Source organism: Flexivirga meconopsidis (genome assembly GCF_026162425.1).
GTDB classification, from domain to species: Bacteria; Actinomycetota; Actinomycetes; order Actinomycetales; family Dermatophilaceae; genus Flexivirga; species Flexivirga meconopsidis.
Window position 1 is genome coordinate 570,555 of the sequence record NZ_JAOBQJ010000003.1, and the last position, 18,755, is coordinate 589,309.

Here is an 18,755-nt window from a genome sequence, read left to right on the forward strand (position 1 = left end):
CCTCAACCGGTAGTCGGCCAACTCGGTCCCTGCCGGCCCTGCAGCCGCACGCGGGTACCCGGCGGGCACTGCGCCAACCGGTCGACGTCGGCGTCGTCAACGACCGCCACGACCGGGTAACCGCCGGTGGTCGGGTGGTCGGCCAGGAAGACGATCACCTCACCACTCGGCGGCACCTGTATGGCGCCTCGCACGATCGGCTCGCTCGGCAGCGCCGAATCGTCCGCCAGTTGCAGCCGGAAACCGCTCAGGCGCATGCCGATTCGGTCGCTGTCGCTGGTGACCGACCACGGCACCTCGGTCAGTGCCGCCCGCGAAGCGGGAGTGAGCCGGTCGGCACGCGGACCGCGCGTGACGCCGACGACGATCTCGCCCGCGGTGCTGACCGCCGGGATCGTGAGATTGACCCGCGGCTCGGCCGCGATCGCCTGCCCGATGGGGATGCGATCGCCGGAGTGCACCGGTTTGGCGCCGAGCCCGCTGGAGGTGTCGGTGCTCAACGAGCCCCCGAATCTGCCGGGTGGCTCCAGACCGCCGCGCACGGTGAGATAGCTGCGCAGTCCGTGCACCGCTTGTCCGAGCCGCAGCTCGGAGCCACTTCGCACGGTCACCGGTGCGCCGAACGCGACCGGTCGGCCATCGATCGTGACCGGGCAGCCGGCGCCGGTGACCGCAACCAGCAGGTCCTGCGGCGCGCGCACGACCAGCCCACCGAGCAGGACTTCGAGCCCTGCCGCGCCGACCTCATTGCCCACCAGCCGATTTCCCTGACCAAGCGAGACGCGGTCGACCGCGCCGGAGGCCGTGACGCCCTGGCCGGCGAGGCCCGGGCGACCGAGATCCTGGACAAGACACTGCGGTCCGGTCGCGAGCACTTCGAGCTCAGCCACGGCCGCGCTCCGTCCCTTCCGAGACCTGGAACTGCACCCGACCGCCCGGTGTCAGCAGCGCACCGTCGCCGCCCGGATCGAACAGCACCGCCGACGTCGTGCCGATCAGCTGCCACCCGCCGGGGGACGCGGTCGGGTAGACACCCGAGTAGCGGCCGGCCAGTCCGACCGAGCCCACCGGAATGCGAGTGCGTGGAGACGGCCGCCGCGGCACGTCGAGCAGGTCTCCTTGGCGGGTCAGATAGCCGAAACCGGGCATGAAACCGAGGAATTCGACCTCCCAGGGCTGTCCGGTGTGCCAGCTCACCAGCGCCTCGATCGACATGTCGAGCGCTTGCGCGGCCTCGGCCAGGTCGGGTCCGTCGTAGACGACATCGAGGGTGACGACGGGTGAGCCGGTCTCCGTCCGGCCGCGGTCGCTCACGTCTGCGCCGCGCAGGTCGTGCAGCGCGGCGGTCAGCAGGTCGTGCGCCGCTGCCAGGCTTGCTCCGCGGTCGCCGACTTGCAGCAGCACGGTGCGCTCGGCGGGCACCCACTCGACGCCCTGCGGAGCGTGCTCGATCAGCCAGTGCGTGATCGCACGACGGCCTGCCGAGTCGGGCAGGTCGAGGAGCACGGCGCGCTCGCCATACGGACGAACCTCGAATGACACGCTGCCGGTGCTCATGTCACCCAGCTTCGACGCTCACACCGGCGCTGTCCAGCGCCGCCCGCACTGCGCGTGCCATGGCGACCGCGCCCGGCGAGTCGCCGTGCACGCACAGCGAGTCGGCGTCGACCGCGACGGTGCTGCCGTCGATGGCGGTGACCTGGTGCTGCACCGCCATCCGCACGGCGCGTGCCGCAACCTGCTCGGGATCGTCCAGGACGGCACCGTCCTGACTACGCGGCAACAGGGTCCCCTCTGCGGTGTAGGCACGGTCCACAAACGCTTCCCGTATGACGGGAGTCCCTGCAGCAGAAGCCTTTTCGAGCACAACGGAGCCCGGCAGACCGACCAGGGGCAGCTGCGGGTCGACGGCCCGCACCGCCGCGACGACCGCCGCCGCTTGCGTCTCGTGGTGCACGATCGCGTTGTAGAGCGCACCATGCGGCTTCACGTAGCTGACCCGCGTGCCCTGCGTGCGCGCGATCGCGTCGAGTGCGCCGATCTGATAGGCGACATCGGCATACAAATCGTCGGGAGCGACCTCGATGAAGCGACGTCCGAAACCGGCCAGGTCGCGATAGCCGACCTGAGCGCCGACCCGCACACCCTCCGCAGCGGCGGCCGCGCACGTGCGCACCAGCGTCGCCGGGTCACCGGCGTGGAAGCCGCACGCGACGTTGGCCGAGGTGACGATCCGCAGCAGCGCCTCATCGTCGCCGAGTCGCCACCTGCCGAAGGACTCGCCGACGTCGGCGTTGAGGTCGATGCGCACGGCTGCAGATTACTTCGACCGGCGCCGGGAGCCACCTGGACACCGGTCATCGGCCTACGCTGCCCTGCAGCTCAGAGATAGGAGGTCTGCCCATGTGGGTGCTGTTGGCCGTCGGCGTGGTCGTCGTCGGCTTCGCGTTACGACTGAACTCGATGCTGGTCGTCACCGTCGCCGGGATTGTCGCAGGACTGATCGGCGGACTCGACGTGAAACAGATAGTCGAGTCGTTCGGCACCGGCTTCGCCGGTGCCCGGTCGGTGTCGCTCTTCGTGCTCGTGCTGCCGATCATCGGCCTCGTCGAGCGCTACGGACTGCAGCAGGAGGCCCGCCGACTGATCGGACGACTGGCCGGATTGACCGCGGGACGACTGCTCGTCATCTACCTGGCCATCCGCCAGGTCACCGCAGCGTTCGGTCTGACGGCCATCGGCGGCCCGGCGCAGGCGGTCCGGCCGATCGTGTCGCCGATGGCCGAGGCCGCCGCCGAGCGGACCCACGGCAAGCTCAGCGAGCGGAAGCGGGAGAAGGTCGCGTCATACGCCGCGTCCTCCGACACCGTCGGGCTCTTCTTCGGCGAGGACGTCTTCTTCGCGATCGGCTCGATCCTGCTGATCACCGGCTTCGTCGACACGACCTACCACCTGAACCTCGACCCGTTCGACATCGCCAAATGGGCGATCCCGACCGCGGTGTGCGCGTTCGTGATCCACGGCTTCCGGATGCTCATGCTCGATCGGCAGCTGAAACCCATTCCGGCAGATACTGATTCGGCGGAGGTGACGCGGTGATCAAGGTCGAATGGGCCTACTGGCTGGCGGCCGCGCTCTTCGCGCTCGCCGGTCTGATGCGGCTGCGCGACGACGACGCCAAGCGCTTCGGCAGCGGCGCCTTCTGGATCTTGCTCGCCTTCACGTTCGTTTACGGATCCTGGGTGGTGGACGGCAGTGGAAACGCGATGATCGAGGGCATCGCGGTGATCGTGCTGGCGCTGCTCGCCGGCGCCGGGTTCCCGACGAAGGGCAGCGAACGCACGACGAGCGACGCCGAGCGCGGCAAGCTGGCGGAGCGATTCGGCTGGAAGATCTTCGTTCCCGCCCTGCTGATTCCGTTGGTGGCAGTGGTGATCGGCCGCTGGGGCTCCAACGTGAAGTTCGGCGGCAACGCTCTCTTCGAGATCAAGCAGGAGGCGTTGATCGGCCTGGCCATCGGCGCGATCGTCGCGCTCACCGGTGCCATGCTGCTGGTCCGGGAGCGGCACCTCGACGTGCCGTTCCGAGAGGGCAACCGGTTGCTCGGCTCGATCGGCTGGGCGGCGATCCTGCCGCAGTTCCTCGCCACCCTCGGCGTGCTCTTCACCCAGGCCAAGATCGGCGACGCGGTCGGCGACCTGGTGCACAAGGTGCTCCCGAACGGGCAGGTCTTCCTCGCCGTCGTCGTCTACTGCGTCGGGATGTTCGTCTTCACGGTCATCATGGGCAACGCGTTCGCCGCCTTTCCGGTGATGACCGCAGCGATCGGCTGGCCGGTGCTGGTGCAGCAGTTCGACGGCAACCCGCCGGCGATCTTCGCGGTCGGCATGCTGGCCGGCTTCTGCGGCACACTGTGCACACCGATGGCGGCCAACTTCAACCTGGTGCCCGCGGCGCTGCTCGAACTCAAGGACCAGTACGGCCCGATCAAGGCCCAGATCCCGACCGCAATTCCGTTGCTGGCGTGCAACATTGCCATCATGTACCTGTGGTGCATCCCGCGATGACGAAGACGCAAGAGTATGCCGAGACGATCCTCGCCGTGCTGCGCACGCCCTACCCGTACGGCGCCGCCCATCAGAGCCAGGGGCCGGACGACAACGATGTCACGCCGGAGCGACTGCACCCGGCGTTCTACGCCAGCCTCGACTGGCATTCGTCGTGTCACATGCAGTGGTCGGCGATTCGGCTGCTCACCGAGCAGCGCGGTGCCCTCGCCGACGATGTCGCCAAAGAGCTGACCGCAGAGCTGGATTCGCGTCTGACGGAAGCAAAGCTCGCGCGCGAGGCCGACTACCTGCGGGCACACCGCTCCTACGAGCGGCCGTACGGCTGGGCGTGGGCGGCGCAGCTCGCGGCAGTCGCCGAAGGCACGGCGTGGGGTCCGGCAACCCGGCCGCTGGCGCAGGTGGTGTCGGACCACCTCCGGGCCTGGCTGCCGCAGCTGGCCTACCCGGTGCGGCATGGCGTGCACACCAACACCGCGTTCGCCCTCGCCCTGTCACATGACGCATTCAGCCGCCTCGGGGACGCCGAAGTCGTTGCCCTGATTGCCGATCGGACGCAGCGATGGTTCGGCCACGACCGGGACTACCCCACGGCATACGAGCCGAGTGGCAGTGACTTCCTGTCGCCCGCGCTGTGCGAGGCAGACCTGATGCGCCGGGTGTTGCCACGTGCGGAGTTCGAGCCGTGGCTGGCCGGATTCTTGCCGCAGCTGGCCGCCGAAGGGGACCGTCTGCTCGACGTGCCCACCGTGCTGGACCGCACCGACGGCCATGCGGTGCATCTCTACGGACTGGCGCTGTCGCGGTCGTGGCAGTTGCGGTTGCTTGCGCCATACCTGATCGACGAGCGTGCCGAGCGCGCACGGGAATCCGCCGATCGGCAGGTGGCCGCCGTCGCGCCGGAGATCAGCAGCGGCGACTTCATGTCGACGCACTGGCTCGTGTCGTTTGCGCTGCTGGCCGACGAATCTCGTTAGCCGGCGGCGCGATTGACGCGCACGAAGCGACCGAGCTCGCGCAGTGCCCGCCCGGCCTCGGGCACCAGCGGCGCCGATGCCTGGAAGACGTGCACCTGGCCGGTCCAGATCTGCAGGTGGGTCGGCACACCCGCCGCGGCCAGCCGGTCGGCCATTTCCTCGGCGTCCGGGCGCAGGATCTCGCGCGACCCCATCTGGATCAGCACCGGAGGCAGGCCGGTGAGGTCGGCGTCGATCGGCTGCACCCGACGGCCCTGCACCTCGTGTCGTCGGTCGACGCGTTCGACCAGATGCTCCAGCGCCTCGCACGCGCGCATCGTGAAAAGGTCGCACTTGTCGCGGTGCGGGTTGGCCGCCTTGCGCCGGGTGCCGAGGTCGAGCAGCGGCGACATTCCGGCGATGGACCCGGGCAGCGGCAGCCCGTCGTCGCGCAGGGCGAGCGCGACCAGGAAGGACAGGTAGCCGCCGGCCGAGTCCCCGACGATGCTGATCTTCTCGGGCGGGTAGCCCTTGGCGAGCAGCCAGCGGTAACCGGCCAGACAGTCGCCGACCATCTCCTCGACGGTGACGTGCGGCAGCATTCGGAAGTTGACGTTGAGCGCGGGCACTCGGCATACCCGAGAGGTCGAGGCGACGAGCAGCCGGTGCGAGGCGAGGCTGCACACGATGAGAGCGCCGCCGTGCAGGTAGAGCACCGCGCCCTCCTCGGTCGCCCGGGGCGCCCGGATCCACTCGGCGTCGCATGGTCCGAGCTGCACCGACTCGACCGAGGTGCCGGCCGGCACGGTGAGGCGATCGGCCGTGCGGTCCATGATGCGGGACAGCCGGGCCAGCGGCGGAGCGTAGCTCCACAGGTTCAGCGCCGGCTTGGCAACCGCGTGCATTCCGCCGGCGAGGGCCGCGGATCGGCGGCTGGTGCGGGGAAATCGGGTGCGGGTCGGGCCGGCGGGCAGGTCGTTGCCGGCGGCCGCGTGAGCCGGCAGCGTCATGAGCGAGTCCTTTCGGAGCAACCTTTCGGGGCAAGCGCGTGAGCCTGCGCGTTGTGGTCCACTGTGGCGGGTGTCACAATCGACGCCCTAGCTTAAATCTACTGCTACGTAAGTAGTGGGACCTTCGGCGGAGAGGCGGCAGAGGTATGCCGGGAATGGGCCCTGTCGACTCCGGATTCTTGCTGGTGGAGTCACGAGAGCACCCGATGCACGTCGGGGGTCTGCAACTGTTCACCGTGCCCGAGGGCGAGTCGCCGTCCTGGGTGCGCGATCAGCTGACCGCGGTCGAGTCGGAGGAGATCAACCCGCGCTTCCGGCTCCGGCCGATGGAGCCGGTTGGCCTGCTCGGCAACTTCCGGTGGTCGACTGACAACGACCTCGACCTCGATTACCACGTACGCCGGTCCGCGCTGCCCAGCCCGGGACGGTTGCGGGAGCTGTTCGAACTCGCCTCGCGGTGGCAGAGCACCCTGCTGGACCGGCACCGGCCGCTGTGGGAGGCGCACGTCGTCGAGGGCCTGGAGGACGGCCGGGTCGCGGTCTTCTCCAAGATCCACCACGCGATGGTCGACGGGGTGTCCGCGCTGCACCTGATGCAGCAGGCGTGCAGTCCCGACCCGGACGCGCGTGACTGCGTGCCGCCGTTCGCGCTGCCGGACGAGCAGGTCGAGGTGGCCGCGGCCGAGCAGAGCGCAGGGCGGGGTCTCGCGCTGCCCCTCGGCCTGGTGCGTGGTGGCCTCGACGTGGTCGGCGAGCTGGCGAGCATCGCGCCCAACTCGCTCAAGGTCGCCTACCGGTCCCTGCGCGACACGGGTCTGACCACGCCGTTCGACGCTCCGCGCACCATCCTCAACGGCAAGATCGGTGGCGCACGCCGCTTCGTCGCGCAGTCGTTCGACCTCGACCGCTTCCGGCGGGTGGCCAAGGCGTGCGACGTGTCGTTCAACGACGTCGCGCTCGCGGTCTGCGCCGGTGCCCTGCGCCGTTACCTCAGCGAGCTCGACGCGCTGCCCGACCGGGCGATGACCGCCATGTGCCCGGTCAATCTGCGCGACGAGACCAGTGAGGTGGGCGGCAACGAGATCGGCGCGATGATCGCGAGTCTGGCCACCGATGTCGAGGACCCGCTGGAGCGGTTGGAGACCATCCACGAGTCGACCACCGTCGCCAAGCAGACCATGCGCGAGCTCACCCCCCTGCAGTTGCTGCTCATGTCGGGCTACAACGTCGCCGGGCTCGGTCTGTCGATGCTGCCGACCTACGGACTGGTCGGGCGCCCGCCGTTCAACGTGATCATCTCCAACGTGCCCGGACCGCGAAAGCAGTTGTATTTCAACGGCGCTCACCTGGAGGGCACCTATCCGGCGTCCATCCCGGTCGATGGGCTCGCGATGAACATCACGCTCGTGACGTATGACGATCAGGTCGACTTCGGCATCACCGCCTGCCGTCGCAGCGCGCCGTCGGTGCAACGGATGATCCACCACCTGGAGGACACCCTGGCCGAGCTGGAGGCCGTGGCCGTCTGAAACCGGTTCGACGCCCACGCGGTGATCGGCGATGCTTGACGACCGTGGGTCATATCGATGTCAACGGGGTGCACTACTTCCTGCCCGACGGCCGGCCGCTGCTCGGCGGTGTCGGTCTGCGGGTGGGGGAGGGCGCCAAAGTCGCGCTGGTCGGCCCGAACGGCACCGGCAAGACGACCTTGCTGAAGATCATCGCCGGCGAGCTCGAGGCCCATGAAGGCGCGATCACCCGGTCCGGCGGGCTCGCGGTCATGCCCCAGTTCATCGGCCGCGCACTGCCCGAGGGCGAGGAGTTCTCGGTGCGCGACCTCCTGCTGACCGTGGCGCCGGAGCCGATCCGCCGAGCCGCCAAGGCGGTTGACGACTCGGAGCTGGCGATCATGGAGCGCGACGACGAACCGGCGCAGCTGGCTTACGCGCAGGCGCTCGCCGACTGGGCCGAGGTCGGCGGCTACGAGTGGGAGACGCTCTGGGATGTCTGCACGGTCGCGGCTGTCGGCATACCCTATGAACGGGCGCAATTCCGTGATGTGTCAACGCTTTCCGGCGGCGAGCAGAAGCGCATCGTGCTGGAGGCGCTGCTGCGCGGCCCGGAGGAGGTGCTGCTGCTCGACGAGCCGGACAACTCTCTCGACGTGCCGACCAAGCGTTGGCTGGAGCAGCGGCTGGTCGAGTCGCCGAAGACCGTGCTCTTCATCAGCCACGACCGAGAGCTGTTGCAGCAGGTGGCAACTCGCATCGCGACGCTCGAACCGAGCGCGTCCGGAGCGAACGCCTGGGTGCACGCCGGCCGATTCGACAGTTATCACCAGGCGCGGCTCGATCGGAACAGCAAACTCGAGGAGCTGCGGCGGCGGTGGGACGAGGAGCACGCCAAGCTGAAGCAACTCGTGCAGACGCTCAAGGTGAAGGCCACCTTCAACGACGGCATGGCGAGCCGCTATCGCGCTGCGCAGACTCGTCTGGCCAAGTTCGAGGACGCCGGTCCGCCGGAGGTGTTGCCCTACGAGCAGCAGGTGTCGATGCGGCTGGCCGGTGGTCGGACCGCCAAGCGCGCGGTGATCTGTGAGGGGCTGGAGCTCTCCGGGCTGATGCAGCCCTTCGATCTCGAGGTCTGGTATGGCGAGCGCGTCGCGGTGCTCGGCTCCAACGGATCGGGCAAGTCGCACTTCCTGCGGCTGCTGGCCGCTGGCGGCAGCGACCCGGACGTCGAGCACCGGCCGGTCGGTGACAACCCGCCGAAACCGGTGTCGCACAGCAGAATTGCTCGGTTGGGTTCGCGCGTGCGGCCGGGCTGGTTCGCCCAGTCGGCGCAGGCCGGCGCGTCCGGTGACCTGTCACGCCGCACCCTGCTGGAGATCTTGCACCGCGGGGACGAGCACCGGGACGGAATGCCCCGCGAGCAAGCCTCGCGCGCGCTCGACCGCTACGAGCTGGCGCGCGCCGCCGAGCAGACCTTCGGGTCACTGTCCGGCGGGCAGCAGGCGCGCTTCCAGATCCTGCTCCTGGAGCTGTCCGGTGCGACGCTGCTGCTGCTCGACGAACCCACCGACAACCTCGACCTGCACTCCGCCGAGGCGCTCGAGGCCGGACTCGACGCGTTCGACGGCACGGTGCTCGCCGTCACCCACGACCGTTGGTTCGCCAAGGGATTCGACCGCTACCTGGTTTTCGGTGCCGACGGCAAGGTGCGGGAGACGCCCGAGCCGGTCTGGGACGAGACCCGGGTCGAGCGAGTGCGCTGAGGGATGCCGGTCAGTGCGCGCCGCCGGCGGCGGCGGTGGGTGCGGCTTTGGCGAGGTTCGCGCGAGCGCGTGAGATGACGACCCCGGACGCGACGACTGCCAACACGACCGCGCTCACGCCGGTCGCGACGCCGATGTCATCGGAGAGGCCTATGGCTCGGTCCAGCGAGTAGTCGCCGGGGCCGGTGAATGCCAGGCAGGCGGCCGTGCCGGCGTAGAGCAGTGGCAGCTCGAAGCCGCCTTTGACCGCCCAGAGCCCGTTGGTCGCGTTGACCGAACCGGCGACGATGAGAGTGCCCGCGGCGATGGCGGCGCCCAGCGGGGTGGCCAGGCCGGTGATGAGCAGCGCGGCGGCAGTGAGTTCGGCGGCCGCGGCGAGCTTGACCATTGCGGCTCCTGGGCGCAGCCCCCATGTCTCGAAGAGTGGCGCGGTGCCTGCGACGCCCATGCCGCCGAAGGCGCCGAATGCCTTCTGCGCGCCGTGTGCGAAGAGCAACCCGCCGATCAGCAGGCGGAGCAGCAATAGTCCGGTGTTCATCTCGATCTCCTACGGGTGAAATCTGTTGGTGTTCAGTGTTGTTCGCGACCAAGGACGCTGCGCAGCGCCGTTTCCAGTCGCGTGGTGGGGTCCTCGCCTAGGTCGGTCGCGCGCCATGCGACGTGCCGATCCGGACGGACGAGAAGCGCTCCGTCCTCGGCGATCTCGCACTGCGCGGCCCAGTCGCCATACGGGTCGTCGATGACCTGGCCACGGCCGATGACCTCGGTGCGGATCGGCACCCCGAGTGCCTGCGACACCTTCTCTGCGGCGACGACCCACTCGCGCCCGCCGACGCCGGTCAGCAGGGTGAACTCGCCGCGACCGGTCAGGTCGAGGGTGGAGACCTGGCGGCCGTCGCGCACCACCCAGACGTGCGGCAGGTAGGCGCCGGGCCATGACGTCGGGTGGTAGTAAAGCTGCGAGTCACGGGTGTAGCGCGGCATCGGCTGCCCGTCGGTCACGACCGCGGACGACGTATACCGCTGGCCGAGCTCCACACCGTGCGCGTTGAACTGATAGTTGTTGTCCTCCAGGACTTCTCGCAGTCGGGCGCGGCGCTCCCGCCCCTCCTCGGTGTCGGCGAAGAATCGGTCGAGGGCCGCGTTTCCCTCCTCCTCGGACTGGCCGGCCTCGACCCCGAAGATGGCGGGCACCTGCGACAGGCTCACGACGCTGTCCATCGCCCGGTCGACGACCTGCCGACCAACCGGCTGTCGTTCGTCGTGGTAGCTGTCGAGCAACGCGTCGCCAGCGAGTCCGCGCGTCACCATGCTGAGCTTCCAGGCGAGGTTCCAGGAGTCCTGCACCGAGGTGTTGCTGCCGAGCCCGTTGGCCGGCGGGTGGCGATGTGCCGCGTCACCGACCAGAAACGTGCGACCTTCCCGATAGCGTTGCGCGACAACATGATTGAGCTGCCACTCGCTGATGTTCTTGATGGTGATCGGCACGTCGGGGTCGCCGATCATCCGGTGGGCCCGCTCGGTCATCGCCTCAACGGACTGATCGAGCTTCTCGGTGGTGGGGTCGTAGACGACGATCAGCACGAACTCGGTCCACGGCTTGACCGTCACGAAGGTGCCGGCGCCGAGCCAGAAGTCGCGGCCGGGTTGGATCGTGAAGAAGAGCGACCCCGGCCGGTGCTCGCGGTATGCCGTCAGATCGGCCTCCAGCCACACGTTCACCGCGGAGCCCAGTCCCGTTTCACCGTCGAATTCGAAGCCGAGCGAGCTGGCGACGAGGCTGCGGCCGCCGTCGGCGCCCACCGCGTACTGCGCCGTGATCTGGTAGTTCTCGCCGGTGGCCCGGTCCAGCACATCCGCCGTGACACCGGTGTCATCCTGGGTGATCGCGATCAGCTCGTGCCCGAAGCGCAGGTCGGCGCCCGACGCCTCGGCCCGGTGCCGCAGGATCGGCTCGAGCTCGTGCTGCCCGATGTTGCACATGGGGCTCGGGCTGGCCTGCTCGTAGTCGGCGTGCCGGTCGGGTCCCGAGCCCCAGGCGTGCATCCGCGCGAGTTCGCGTCCGACGACCGACGTCGCCCAGACGTTGGTGCCCATGCCTTCCCCGGGCAGTGCGTGTGCCAGCACCTCCTGCTCGATCCCAAGGTCGCGGAAGACTTCCATCGCCCGCTGGTTGGTGATGTGCGCGCGCGGCGTGTGGGCGGTGCTGTCGTACTTATTGATCGTGATGGCACGCACGCCGTCGCGGGCCAGGAGCGCGGTCGCCGTCAGACCGGCCGGTCCGGCGCCGACGATGAGCACGTCGGTCTGCTCCGTTCGGGCTGCCGCAGTCGGTTTCGGAGTGGTCGATGTGGTGGTCATGGCGTCAAATCCCTTCAGACCAGGTGCATTCCGCCGTCGACCACGAGATTGGTCGCATTGATGCCGGGGTTGTCGAGCAACGCAAACACGCCGTTCACGATGTCGTCGGTGTGCGGCAGCCGCTTGCCAGGAGTGCGCTGCCGGAGCCGCTCATAGGTCTCGGCTCGCACCGGGTCGGCGTGGTCGACCGCCTGCGTGCCGACCACGACGCCGGGGGTGATGACATTGACCCGCACCGGCGCGATCTGCAGCGCGAGCGAGTTGGCCAACCCGACGACGCCGGCATTCGCCATCGAAATCGTGGTCGAGCCAGGCATCGGCCGCCACATCGACAGCCCGCTGAACATCACCACTGACCCTTCGGGGGAGAGCTTCTTCAGCGCGTAGTGGACGCTCGCGGCATACCCCACGTTCTTCATCAGTGAGGTCTTGGCGGCGTCGTCGGGCCGGAAGTCGGCGATGTCGTTCTGATCACGGTCGAGCGCAGCCAGGATCAGGTGGTCGATGGGCTCGACCGAGTCGAAGAAGCGCTGCAGCGAGTCCCAGTCGGTCAGGTCGCAGATCCCGCTCACCGCGAGCTCGCCCATGGCGGTCGCCTCACGCTCGGCGACTTCGGCGTCGCGGCCGGCGACGGTCACCCGATCGCCGCGGGCGACGCACGCCTTGGCGATGTCGAGACCGAGGCCCTTGGTGCCTCCCACGATCACGGTGTGTCTGCTGGGTCGATCGGCCATGGCTGCCTCCTGGCGTAGCGGTGTGACTCAAGACACAAGTCTGCAACGCGATATTCGCGAAGGCAAGAAATATTCGAATATTTCTGGATTGTCGAACTAGCGTCGGAGCGGCACCGCACGCTCCACGCGACGAAGCTTCTCCGGATTGCGCACCAAGTAGAGGCCAGTCACGGCGCCGTCATCGATGCGGAGGGTGGCGATCGTGTCGAGCTCGCCGGACGCGCAGAGCCGCAACCCGAGATCGCCGTTGATGCTGGTGACCTCGACACGCGCGCTTCCGTCCACCGGAGTGACTCCGGTGAGGAAGCGCAGCACCTTCTCTGCACCCCGGATCGGTTGCAGTGCCGCCTTTTTCAGCCCCCCGCCATCGGTCAGCATGACCACGTCCGGGGCCAGCACGTCCATGAGACTCTGCAGGTTGCCGCCACCCACGGCCGCGACGAACCGGTCGATCACCTTCGCGCGTTCGGCACTGCTGACCGGGTGCCGCGGGCGCCTGCTCGCGACGTGGTCACGCGCCCGGTGGGCGATCTGACGAACTGCCGCGGGTGTCTTGTCTACCGCGTCGCCGATCTCGTCATACGGCAGCTCGAAGACCTCGCGAAGGACGAAAACCGCTCTCTCCGTGGGCGATAGCGTCTCCAGCACCAGCAGCATCGCGGTCGAGACGCTGTCGGCGAGCGCGACGTCCTCGGCCACGTCCGGCGCCGTGAGCAGTGGCTCGGGCAGCCACGGCCCGACATACGACTCCCGGCGCCGGGACAGGGTGCGCAGCCGGTTCAGAGAGAGCCGACTCACGATGCGCACCAGGTAGGCCCGGTCGTCGCGCACCTGCGCGCGGTCGACGCCGTCCCAGCGCAGCCACGCTTCCTGCAGCACGTCCTCGGCGTCGGCCGCCGAGCCGAGCAACTCGTAGGCGACGGTGAACAGCAGGTTGCGGTGCGCGACGAACGCGTCGGTGCTGTCGGTCACAGAGCCGACGGTACGGCGAGGGGCAACTCGCACACATCCGAATATCCCTGCGACTGTAGGCCGGCCGCAGAGTTGAAGCGGGAGCGCATGTTCTCCAGAGCGATCATCTGGGTCAGCTCGACGGTCGCCGGCGCGCCGAGCTCGTCGACCAGTGCGCCGACCAGCTCGTCGGTGACCGTGGGTGGCGTCTGCGACATCGCCTCGGCATACTCCAACACCCGCCGCTCCAGCGGGCTGAAGACGTCGGACTCGCGCCAGCGCGGCACCTGCCGCACCTTGTCCAGGTCGAGGCCGTCGTCGTGCGCCTTGAAGTAGCCGAAGTCGAGACACCAGCTGCAGCCGATCACTCCGGCGCTGGCGATCTGGGCGTAGGACTTCAGGGTCGGGTCGAGCGCGCTCCAGCGGTCGACCTTGCCCTCGAAGGACAGCACCGCCTTCAAGACCGGCTTGTTGTGGAAGTAGACATATCCGTTGTCGGGGAACTCGCCGCCGAGTCTGCGCCTCGCGAACCACCGCATCGCGGCGCCGTACGCGCCGGTGACGGGTGCCTTCGGGATGCGGAATGTGCTGGTGCTGGGCATGGCCATCGCTTTCTTCTCGTCTGACGTGACGCCCACCAGACACCGGCCACGCCGCGAGTGTGACAAGCCGCTGGACGGGTCAGTGCCGCGGAGGAGGGTCCACCGGGAGCAACGCGGTGTATGCCGCGACCCGTCGCGCGCCGGGCGTGCCCGCGCCGGCCCGGCGGTAGCGCTCCATCACCTCGGCGAGCTCGGCGTCGAGCGCGGTGAGCTGCTCGGCGGTCACCACGACCGCGTGATCGGTCAGCCCGCAGTGCTCCTGCCAGGTCGGCGGCCAGTCGGCGGCGTGATCGATCCACGCGCCGGCCCGCTCGGCGAAGTGCTCGACGTAGTCGCGCTGCAGCCACTGCTCGGCGGCTGCGTCGTCGGGGTCGAGCGGCTCGGGCTCGGCGGCCCGCTCCGGGGTTGCTGCGGTCCAGACCCGGCGGCGGCCCGTGCCGGTGCCGGTGTCGGTGACCAACCCGGCCTCGGCGAGTTTGCGCAGGTGGTAGCTGGTCGCGCCGGTGTGGGTGTCGAGCGCGGCAGCCAGCTCGGTTGCGGTCGCCTCGCCGTGCACGCGCAACTGGGCGAGCAGCCGGGAGCGCAGCGGGTGTGCCAGGGCCCGAAGGGGGCTTTGATTGGGGGACGGTGTGGGGGAGTCGGCGGGCGGCATACATGCACAATAGTTGTGCACACTTGCTGTGCACAAGGGGTCCGACCGTCGCTCGCACCCCCGAATATCATTGGTATGACGAGGCATTCGCGCGATTTGGGACCCGGCCGTCCAGGCCCGTAAACTTGATTCTCGTTGTGCTTTCGCGCGCAACCACACTCTCGTGAGGCAGCCCACCGGTTGCCTCGGCACCGATAGCAACCGAAGAGGGCAGAACCGTGCGTACCTTCACGCCCAAGCCCGCGCAGCTCCAGCAGGAGCGTGCGTGGCACGTCATCGACGCGACCGACGTCGTGCTCGGCCGGCTGGCCACCCAGGCCGCCACGCTGCTGCGCGGCAAGCACAAGCCGACCTTCGCCCCGCACGTCGACGCGGGCGACTTCGTCATCATCATCAACGCCGACAAGGTCGCGCTGACCGGCGCCAAGCTGGAGAAGAAGAAGGCCTACCGCCACTCCGGTTTCCCGGGCGGCCTCAAGACCACCAGCTACACCGAGCTGATGGCCAAGAGCCCGACCAAGGCCGTCGAGAAGGCGATCCGCGGGATGATCCCGAAGAACTCCCTCGGCCGTCAGCAGCTGTCCAAGCTCAAGGTCTACGCCGGCCCGGAGCACCCGCACGCCGCGCAGCAGCCCCAGCCGTTCGAGATCACCCAGGTCGCGCAGTAAGCGCCCGCCGGACTTCCTAGGAGACATCACACATGACCGACCAGACCACGGTCGACGTCCTGGAGGACGACGAGCCGCAGCTGACCAGCTACACCTCCGAGTCCTCGGCCGCCCCGGCCGACGGCGAGGAGCCCACCCGTCGCCCGAGCGCCTCGGCGCCCGGCGCCGGCACCGGCCGCCGCAAGCAGGCCATCGCCCGCGTGCGCATCGTGCCCGGCACCGGTGAGTGGAAGATCAACGGCAAGACCCTGGAGGAGTACTTCCCCAACAAGGTCCACCAGCAGATCGTGAACGAGCCGCTGAAGGTGCTCGAGCTCGACGGCGCGTATGACGTGCTCGTGCGCGTCCACGGTGGCGGCAGCTCCGGCCAGGCCGGCGCCGTCCGCCTCGGTGTGGCCCGTTCGCTCAACGAGGTCGACGCCGAGCTCAACCGCCCGGCGCTGAAGAAGGCCGGCCTGCTCACCCGTGACGCCCGCGTCCCGGAGCGCAAGAAGGCAGGCCTCAAGAAGGCCCGCAAGGCGCCGCAGTACTCCAAGCGCTGATCCACCCGCCGCGTTCGCGGCAATCGCAAGTGGCCCGCCGGCCGTTCCATGGCCGGCGGGCCGCTTGTTTCCCGCTCCGTCGCTTACCCTGCAAGGAGCTTCCGCGCCGGATGGCGCGTCGTACTGCCTGGTTTTCTCGGCACGGAAGGTTTTGGTGATCCATGGGTCGCTTGTTCGGCACGGACGGGGTGCGAGGCCTCGCCAATCGAGACATCACCGCGGAGCTCGCGCTCGACCTGTCGGTCGCAGCCGCGCGGGTGCTGGCCGAGGAGGGCGAGTTCGCCGGGCACCGGCCCACCGCCGTCGTCGGGCGAGACCCGCGCGCATCGGGTGAGTTCCTGGCCGCTGCCACCGTCGCCGGGCTCGCCTCGGCGGGCGTCGACGTATTCGACGCGGGCGTGCTGCCGACCCCGGCGATCGCGTTCCTTACCGCTGCCTCGGGTGCCGACCTCGGTGCCATGCTGTCGGCCTCGCACAACGCGATGCCGGACAACGGCATCAAGTTCTTCTCCCGCGGCGGGCACAAGCTGCCCGATGCGACGGAGGACGCCATCGAGCAGCATCTGCGCGGCGAATGGAAACGCCCGACAGGCGCTGTCGTCGGCCGGATCAAGCCCTATGACGAAGGCGCGCAGCGCTACGTTGCGCATCTGCTTGGCGCCATACCGCATCGCCTGGAGGGGCTGCACGTCGTACTCGACTGTGCCCATGGCGCGGCGAGCGAGGTGGCGCCCGAGGCGTTCCGGCAGGCCGGTGCGCGGGTGACCGTCATCGGCGCCGACCCGGACGGTCTCAACATCAACGACGGCTACGGCTCGACCCACCTGGAGCGGCTGCGCGAAGCCGTGCCGGCGGCAGGCGCGGACTTCGGGCTCGCCTTCGACGGCGACGCCGACCGCTGCCTCGCGGTCGACGGCACCGGGGACGAGGTCGACGGCGACCAGATCATGGCGATCCTCGCGATCGACCTGCACGAGCGCGGCGAGCTCGCCGGCGACACGCTGGTCGCGACCGTGATGAGCAACGAGGGCCTGCTGCGCGCCATGCAGCGCGAAGGCATCGCGGTCAAGCGCACCGACGTCGGCGACCGTTACGTGCTGGAGGAGATGCGGCGCAGCGGCTTCTCGCTCGGCGGCGAACAGTCCGGCCACGTCATCCTGCTGGAGCACGGCACGACCGGGGACGGGGTGCTGACCGGTCTGATGCTCGCCGCGCGGGTCGCGTCCACCGGCAAGTCGATGGCCGATCTCGGCGCCTGTATGACGCGGCTGCCGCAGTGCCTGGTCAACGTCCCGGGCGTCGACAAGCACGCGGTCGACGCGCACCCGGTGGTGCAGTCGGCGGTGACCGACGAGCAGGCCCAGTTGGCCGGTCTCGGCCGGGTGCTGCTGCGCAAGTCCGGCACCGAGCCGGTCGTGCGAGTGATGGTCGAGGCGCCGACCGCCGAGCACGCCCGGCAGGTCGCCGACCGGCTCGCTCAGGTCGTGGCCCGCGAGCTCGCGCTCGCGCCCGCCTGACCCGCGCCCGCCCTCCGCACTTCCCACCCGCGCCCGCCCCCTTCGCCGAGGGGACCACTTGACGCCGAGAGGCCCACTTATCCGGCCCGAAATCCGGGCGGATAAGTGGGCCTCTGGCCGGTAAGTGAGCCTCTCGGCGGGGTGCCGATGGGTCAGGCGGCGACGCGCTCGTCGGCGGCGTTGACCAGTGCCTGCACCGTCTCGCGCAGTGAGTCGGCGATCGGCGCGTGCCCGGTCACGTCGACGCCGTCCAGGTCCTTCAGCGAGAACGTCGCGGACGCTTCGGCAATCGGCTTGCCGCCGGCGATAGTGACCGCGAGGTGGGTGTGGTCCACGACCGTGCTGGTGTTGTGCGCGGCCGACGACACCGCGACCGGCTTGCCCGAGAGCGACGACTCGCCGTAGGGACGCGACGCCCAGTCGATGGCGTTCTTGAGCACGGCGGAGAGCGTGCCGTTGTTGGCCGGGGCGAGCAGCAGCACGGCGTCCGCGGCGCCCAACTGGTCGCGCAGCTGCTGCACCGGTGCCGGAGCCGGAAGCGTGTCGATGTCCTCGTTGTAGAAGGGCAGCCTGTCGAGACCGTCGACGATGCTGACGGTGACGTCCTCCGGCGCCACCGCGGCCGCGACCTCGGCGAGCTGGCGGTGGATGGACGCTGCGCGGGGGCTGCCGATCACGACGGCGAGAGTGGTGCTCATGGAGGTGCTGCCTTTCGGGGGGAGAGTCTCTGGGTTGTGCTGAAGTCTGCAAACGGACCATAGTCCGTTTTTCTTCCCTCGCCAAGTCGCAGCCGTTGCACGGATGCGAGGATGGGCGCATGCCCGACACTCGCCGTTCGCTCCCGGTCGCCCAGGCGGCCGTCCGAGTGCGCCGGGACGCCGCGGCAAATGCCGATCGCGTGCTCGCCGCCGCCATGCGTCTGGTTCAGGCCGGCGGGGTCGACACGTTGACGATGGACCGGGTGGCGGCCGAAGCGGGCGTCGGCAAGGGCACTGTCTTCCGGGCGTTCGGCAATCGATCCGGGCTGCTCGCCGCGCTCACCGACGAAACCGAGCGGGAGTTCCAGCAAGCATTCCTCTCCGGGCCGCCGCCGCTCGGCCCGGGAGCACCGCCACTCGACCGCCTCCTGGCGTATGGCGAGGGTCGTCTCGGCCTCCAGCGCGTGCACGGGGCGATCTTCCGCGCGATGCACGGCACGCCCATCGACCGCTTCGAGGTGCCGGCTCGAAAGGTCTCCGTCACCCACGTGCGAATGTTGTTGCGCCAGTGCGGCATAGACGACGCGCTCGATGTGATCACCGAGGCCGTCCTGGGACCCCTGGACTCCGACACCGCCTATCACCTGAGCGTGGAGCGTGGCCTCGGTCGAGAGCGTCTCGTCGACGACTGGAAGACGATGGTGCGCCGGCTGGTCGACTGAG

Annotated in this window: 20 protein-coding genes; 9 read left to right on the forward strand and 11 right to left on the reverse strand. The window is 69.3% G+C overall.

Going from position 1 to position 18,755, the window contains the following annotated elements; genetic code table 11:
- Positions 1 to 2: 2 nt before the first annotated feature.
- Genes N2M23_RS12510 through N2M23_RS12520 form a run of 3 tightly spaced genes read right to left on the reverse strand, consistent with a single transcriptional unit; the run spans position 3 to position 2,311 of the window.
- Positions 3 to 890: a 5-oxoprolinase subunit C family protein gene (locus tag N2M23_RS12510; RefSeq protein ID WP_265445943.1), complete on the reverse strand. Its 888-nt coding sequence runs from the start codon at positions 888 to 890 to the stop codon at positions 3 to 5.
- Complete coding sequence (locus N2M23_RS12515) at positions 883 to 1,557, reverse strand: 5-oxoprolinase subunit B family protein (RefSeq protein ID WP_265445945.1); 675 nt, start codon at positions 1,555 to 1,557, stop codon at positions 883 to 885. Before N2M23_RS12515 ends, N2M23_RS12510 begins: the two co-directional genes overlap by 8 nt.
- 1 nt (position 1,558) lies before the next feature.
- Positions 1,559 to 2,311: a LamB/YcsF family protein gene (locus N2M23_RS12520; RefSeq protein ID WP_265445947.1), complete on the reverse strand. Its 753-nt coding sequence runs from the start codon at positions 2,309 to 2,311 to the stop codon at positions 1,559 to 1,561.
- A gap of 92 nt (positions 2,312 to 2,403) precedes the next feature.
- Between N2M23_RS12520 and N2M23_RS12525 the strand changes: the two genes are divergently transcribed.
- The 3 genes from N2M23_RS12525 to N2M23_RS12535 are packed head-to-tail and all read left to right on the forward strand — an operon-like array spanning position 2,404 to position 5,044.
- Complete coding sequence (locus tag N2M23_RS12525; RefSeq protein WP_265445948.1) at positions 2,404 to 3,099, forward strand: DUF969 domain-containing protein; 696 nt, start codon at positions 2,404 to 2,406, stop codon at positions 3,097 to 3,099.
- Positions 3,096 to 4,067, forward strand: a complete 972-nt coding sequence (locus N2M23_RS12530; RefSeq protein ID WP_265445949.1) for a DUF979 domain-containing protein — start codon at positions 3,096 to 3,098, stop codon at positions 4,065 to 4,067. The genes N2M23_RS12525 and N2M23_RS12530 overlap by 4 nt, the downstream gene beginning before the upstream one ends.
- Positions 4,064 to 5,044 carry a DUF2891 family protein gene (locus tag N2M23_RS12535; protein ID WP_265445951.1) on the forward strand — a complete coding sequence of 327 codons (981 nt, stop codon included), beginning with the start codon at positions 4,064 to 4,066 and terminating at the stop codon, positions 5,042 to 5,044. Before N2M23_RS12530 ends, N2M23_RS12535 begins: the two co-directional genes overlap by 4 nt.
- Here the strand turns inward: N2M23_RS12535 and N2M23_RS12540 are convergent.
- Entirely contained in the window at positions 5,041 to 6,033 is a 993-nt protein-coding gene (locus N2M23_RS12540; protein WP_265445953.1) for an alpha/beta hydrolase, read from the reverse strand. The genes N2M23_RS12535 and N2M23_RS12540 overlap by 4 nt on opposite strands.
- 155 nt (positions 6,034 to 6,188) lie before the next feature.
- Between N2M23_RS12540 and N2M23_RS12545 the strand changes: the two genes are divergently transcribed.
- Together N2M23_RS12545 and N2M23_RS12550 are read left to right on the forward strand one after the other, a co-directional pair.
- The gene (locus N2M23_RS12545; protein WP_265445955.1) at positions 6,189 to 7,562 is read left to right on the forward strand and encodes a WS/DGAT/MGAT family O-acyltransferase; all 1,374 of its coding nucleotides are present in this window, start codon (positions 6,189 to 6,191) and stop codon (positions 7,560 to 7,562) included.
- 44 nt (positions 7,563 to 7,606) lie between these two features.
- On the forward strand, positions 7,607 to 9,307 hold the full coding sequence (locus N2M23_RS12550; RefSeq protein ID WP_265445956.1) for an ABC-F family ATP-binding cassette domain-containing protein: 1,701 nt from the start codon (positions 7,607 to 7,609) through the stop codon (positions 9,305 to 9,307).
- 10 nt (positions 9,308 to 9,317) lie between these two features.
- On the opposite strand, the gene N2M23_RS12555 is transcribed toward N2M23_RS12550, so the two are convergent.
- The 6 genes from N2M23_RS12555 to N2M23_RS12580 form a co-directional block, all read right to left on the reverse strand.
- Entirely contained in the window at positions 9,318 to 9,845 is a 528-nt protein-coding gene (locus tag N2M23_RS12555; protein ID WP_265445958.1) for a DoxX family protein, read from the reverse strand.
- Positions 9,846 to 9,877: 32 nt separating this feature from the next.
- The gene (locus N2M23_RS12560; protein ID WP_265445960.1) at positions 9,878 to 11,668 is read right to left on the reverse strand and encodes an FAD-dependent monooxygenase; all 1,791 of its coding nucleotides are present in this window, start codon (positions 11,666 to 11,668) and stop codon (positions 9,878 to 9,880) included.
- A 14-nt stretch (positions 11,669 to 11,682) separates the two neighbouring features.
- Positions 11,683 to 12,402, reverse strand: a complete 720-nt coding sequence (locus N2M23_RS12565; protein ID WP_265445962.1) for an SDR family oxidoreductase — start codon at positions 12,400 to 12,402, stop codon at positions 11,683 to 11,685.
- A 96-nt stretch (positions 12,403 to 12,498) separates the two neighbouring features.
- Positions 12,499 to 13,374: an RNA polymerase sigma-70 factor gene (locus tag N2M23_RS12570; RefSeq protein ID WP_265445963.1), complete on the reverse strand. Its 876-nt coding sequence runs from the start codon at positions 13,372 to 13,374 to the stop codon at positions 12,499 to 12,501.
- Positions 13,371 to 13,961: a carboxymuconolactone decarboxylase family protein gene (locus tag N2M23_RS12575; RefSeq protein ID WP_265445965.1), complete on the reverse strand. Its 591-nt coding sequence runs from the start codon at positions 13,959 to 13,961 to the stop codon at positions 13,371 to 13,373. The genes N2M23_RS12570 and N2M23_RS12575 overlap by 4 nt, the downstream gene beginning before the upstream one ends.
- Before the next feature lie 73 nt (positions 13,962 to 14,034).
- A complete protein-coding gene (locus tag N2M23_RS12580; protein ID WP_265445966.1) occupies positions 14,035 to 14,607 on the reverse strand; it encodes a winged helix-turn-helix domain-containing protein in 573 nt (190 codons plus the stop codon).
- Between the two features lie 218 nt (positions 14,608 to 14,825).
- Between N2M23_RS12580 and rplM the strand changes: the two genes are divergently transcribed.
- The 3 genes from rplM to glmM all read left to right on the forward strand — a co-directional run bounded on the left by rplM (position 14,826) and on the right by glmM (position 17,334).
- Positions 14,826 to 15,275 carry a 50S ribosomal protein L13 gene (gene rplM, locus N2M23_RS12585; RefSeq protein WP_265445968.1) on the forward strand — a complete coding sequence of 150 codons (450 nt, stop codon included), beginning with the start codon at positions 14,826 to 14,828 and terminating at the stop codon, positions 15,273 to 15,275.
- A 32-nt stretch (positions 15,276 to 15,307) separates the two neighbouring features.
- Positions 15,308 to 15,817, forward strand: coding sequence for a 30S ribosomal protein S9 (gene rpsI / locus N2M23_RS12590; protein WP_265445969.1), 510 nt, complete (start codon positions 15,308 to 15,310; stop codon positions 15,815 to 15,817).
- A 161-nt stretch (positions 15,818 to 15,978) separates the two neighbouring features.
- Positions 15,979 to 17,334: a phosphoglucosamine mutase gene (glmM, locus tag N2M23_RS12595; RefSeq protein WP_265445970.1), complete on the forward strand. Its 1,356-nt coding sequence runs from the start codon at positions 15,979 to 15,981 to the stop codon at positions 17,332 to 17,334.
- A 152-nt stretch (positions 17,335 to 17,486) separates the two neighbouring features.
- Here glmM and N2M23_RS12600 read toward each other — a convergent pair whose 3' ends face one another.
- Entirely contained in the window at positions 17,487 to 18,032 is a 546-nt protein-coding gene (locus tag N2M23_RS12600) for an NADPH-dependent FMN reductase (protein WP_265445971.1), read from the reverse strand.
- Positions 18,033 to 18,151: 119 nt separating this feature from the next.
- Here N2M23_RS12600 and N2M23_RS12605 point away from each other — a divergent pair, with 119 nt between their 5' ends.
- Positions 18,152 to 18,754 (forward strand): TetR/AcrR family transcriptional regulator, encoded by a 603-nt coding sequence (locus N2M23_RS12605; protein ID WP_265445973.1) that lies wholly within the window; start codon positions 18,152 to 18,154, stop codon positions 18,752 to 18,754.
- Position 18,755: the final 1 nt, after the last annotated feature.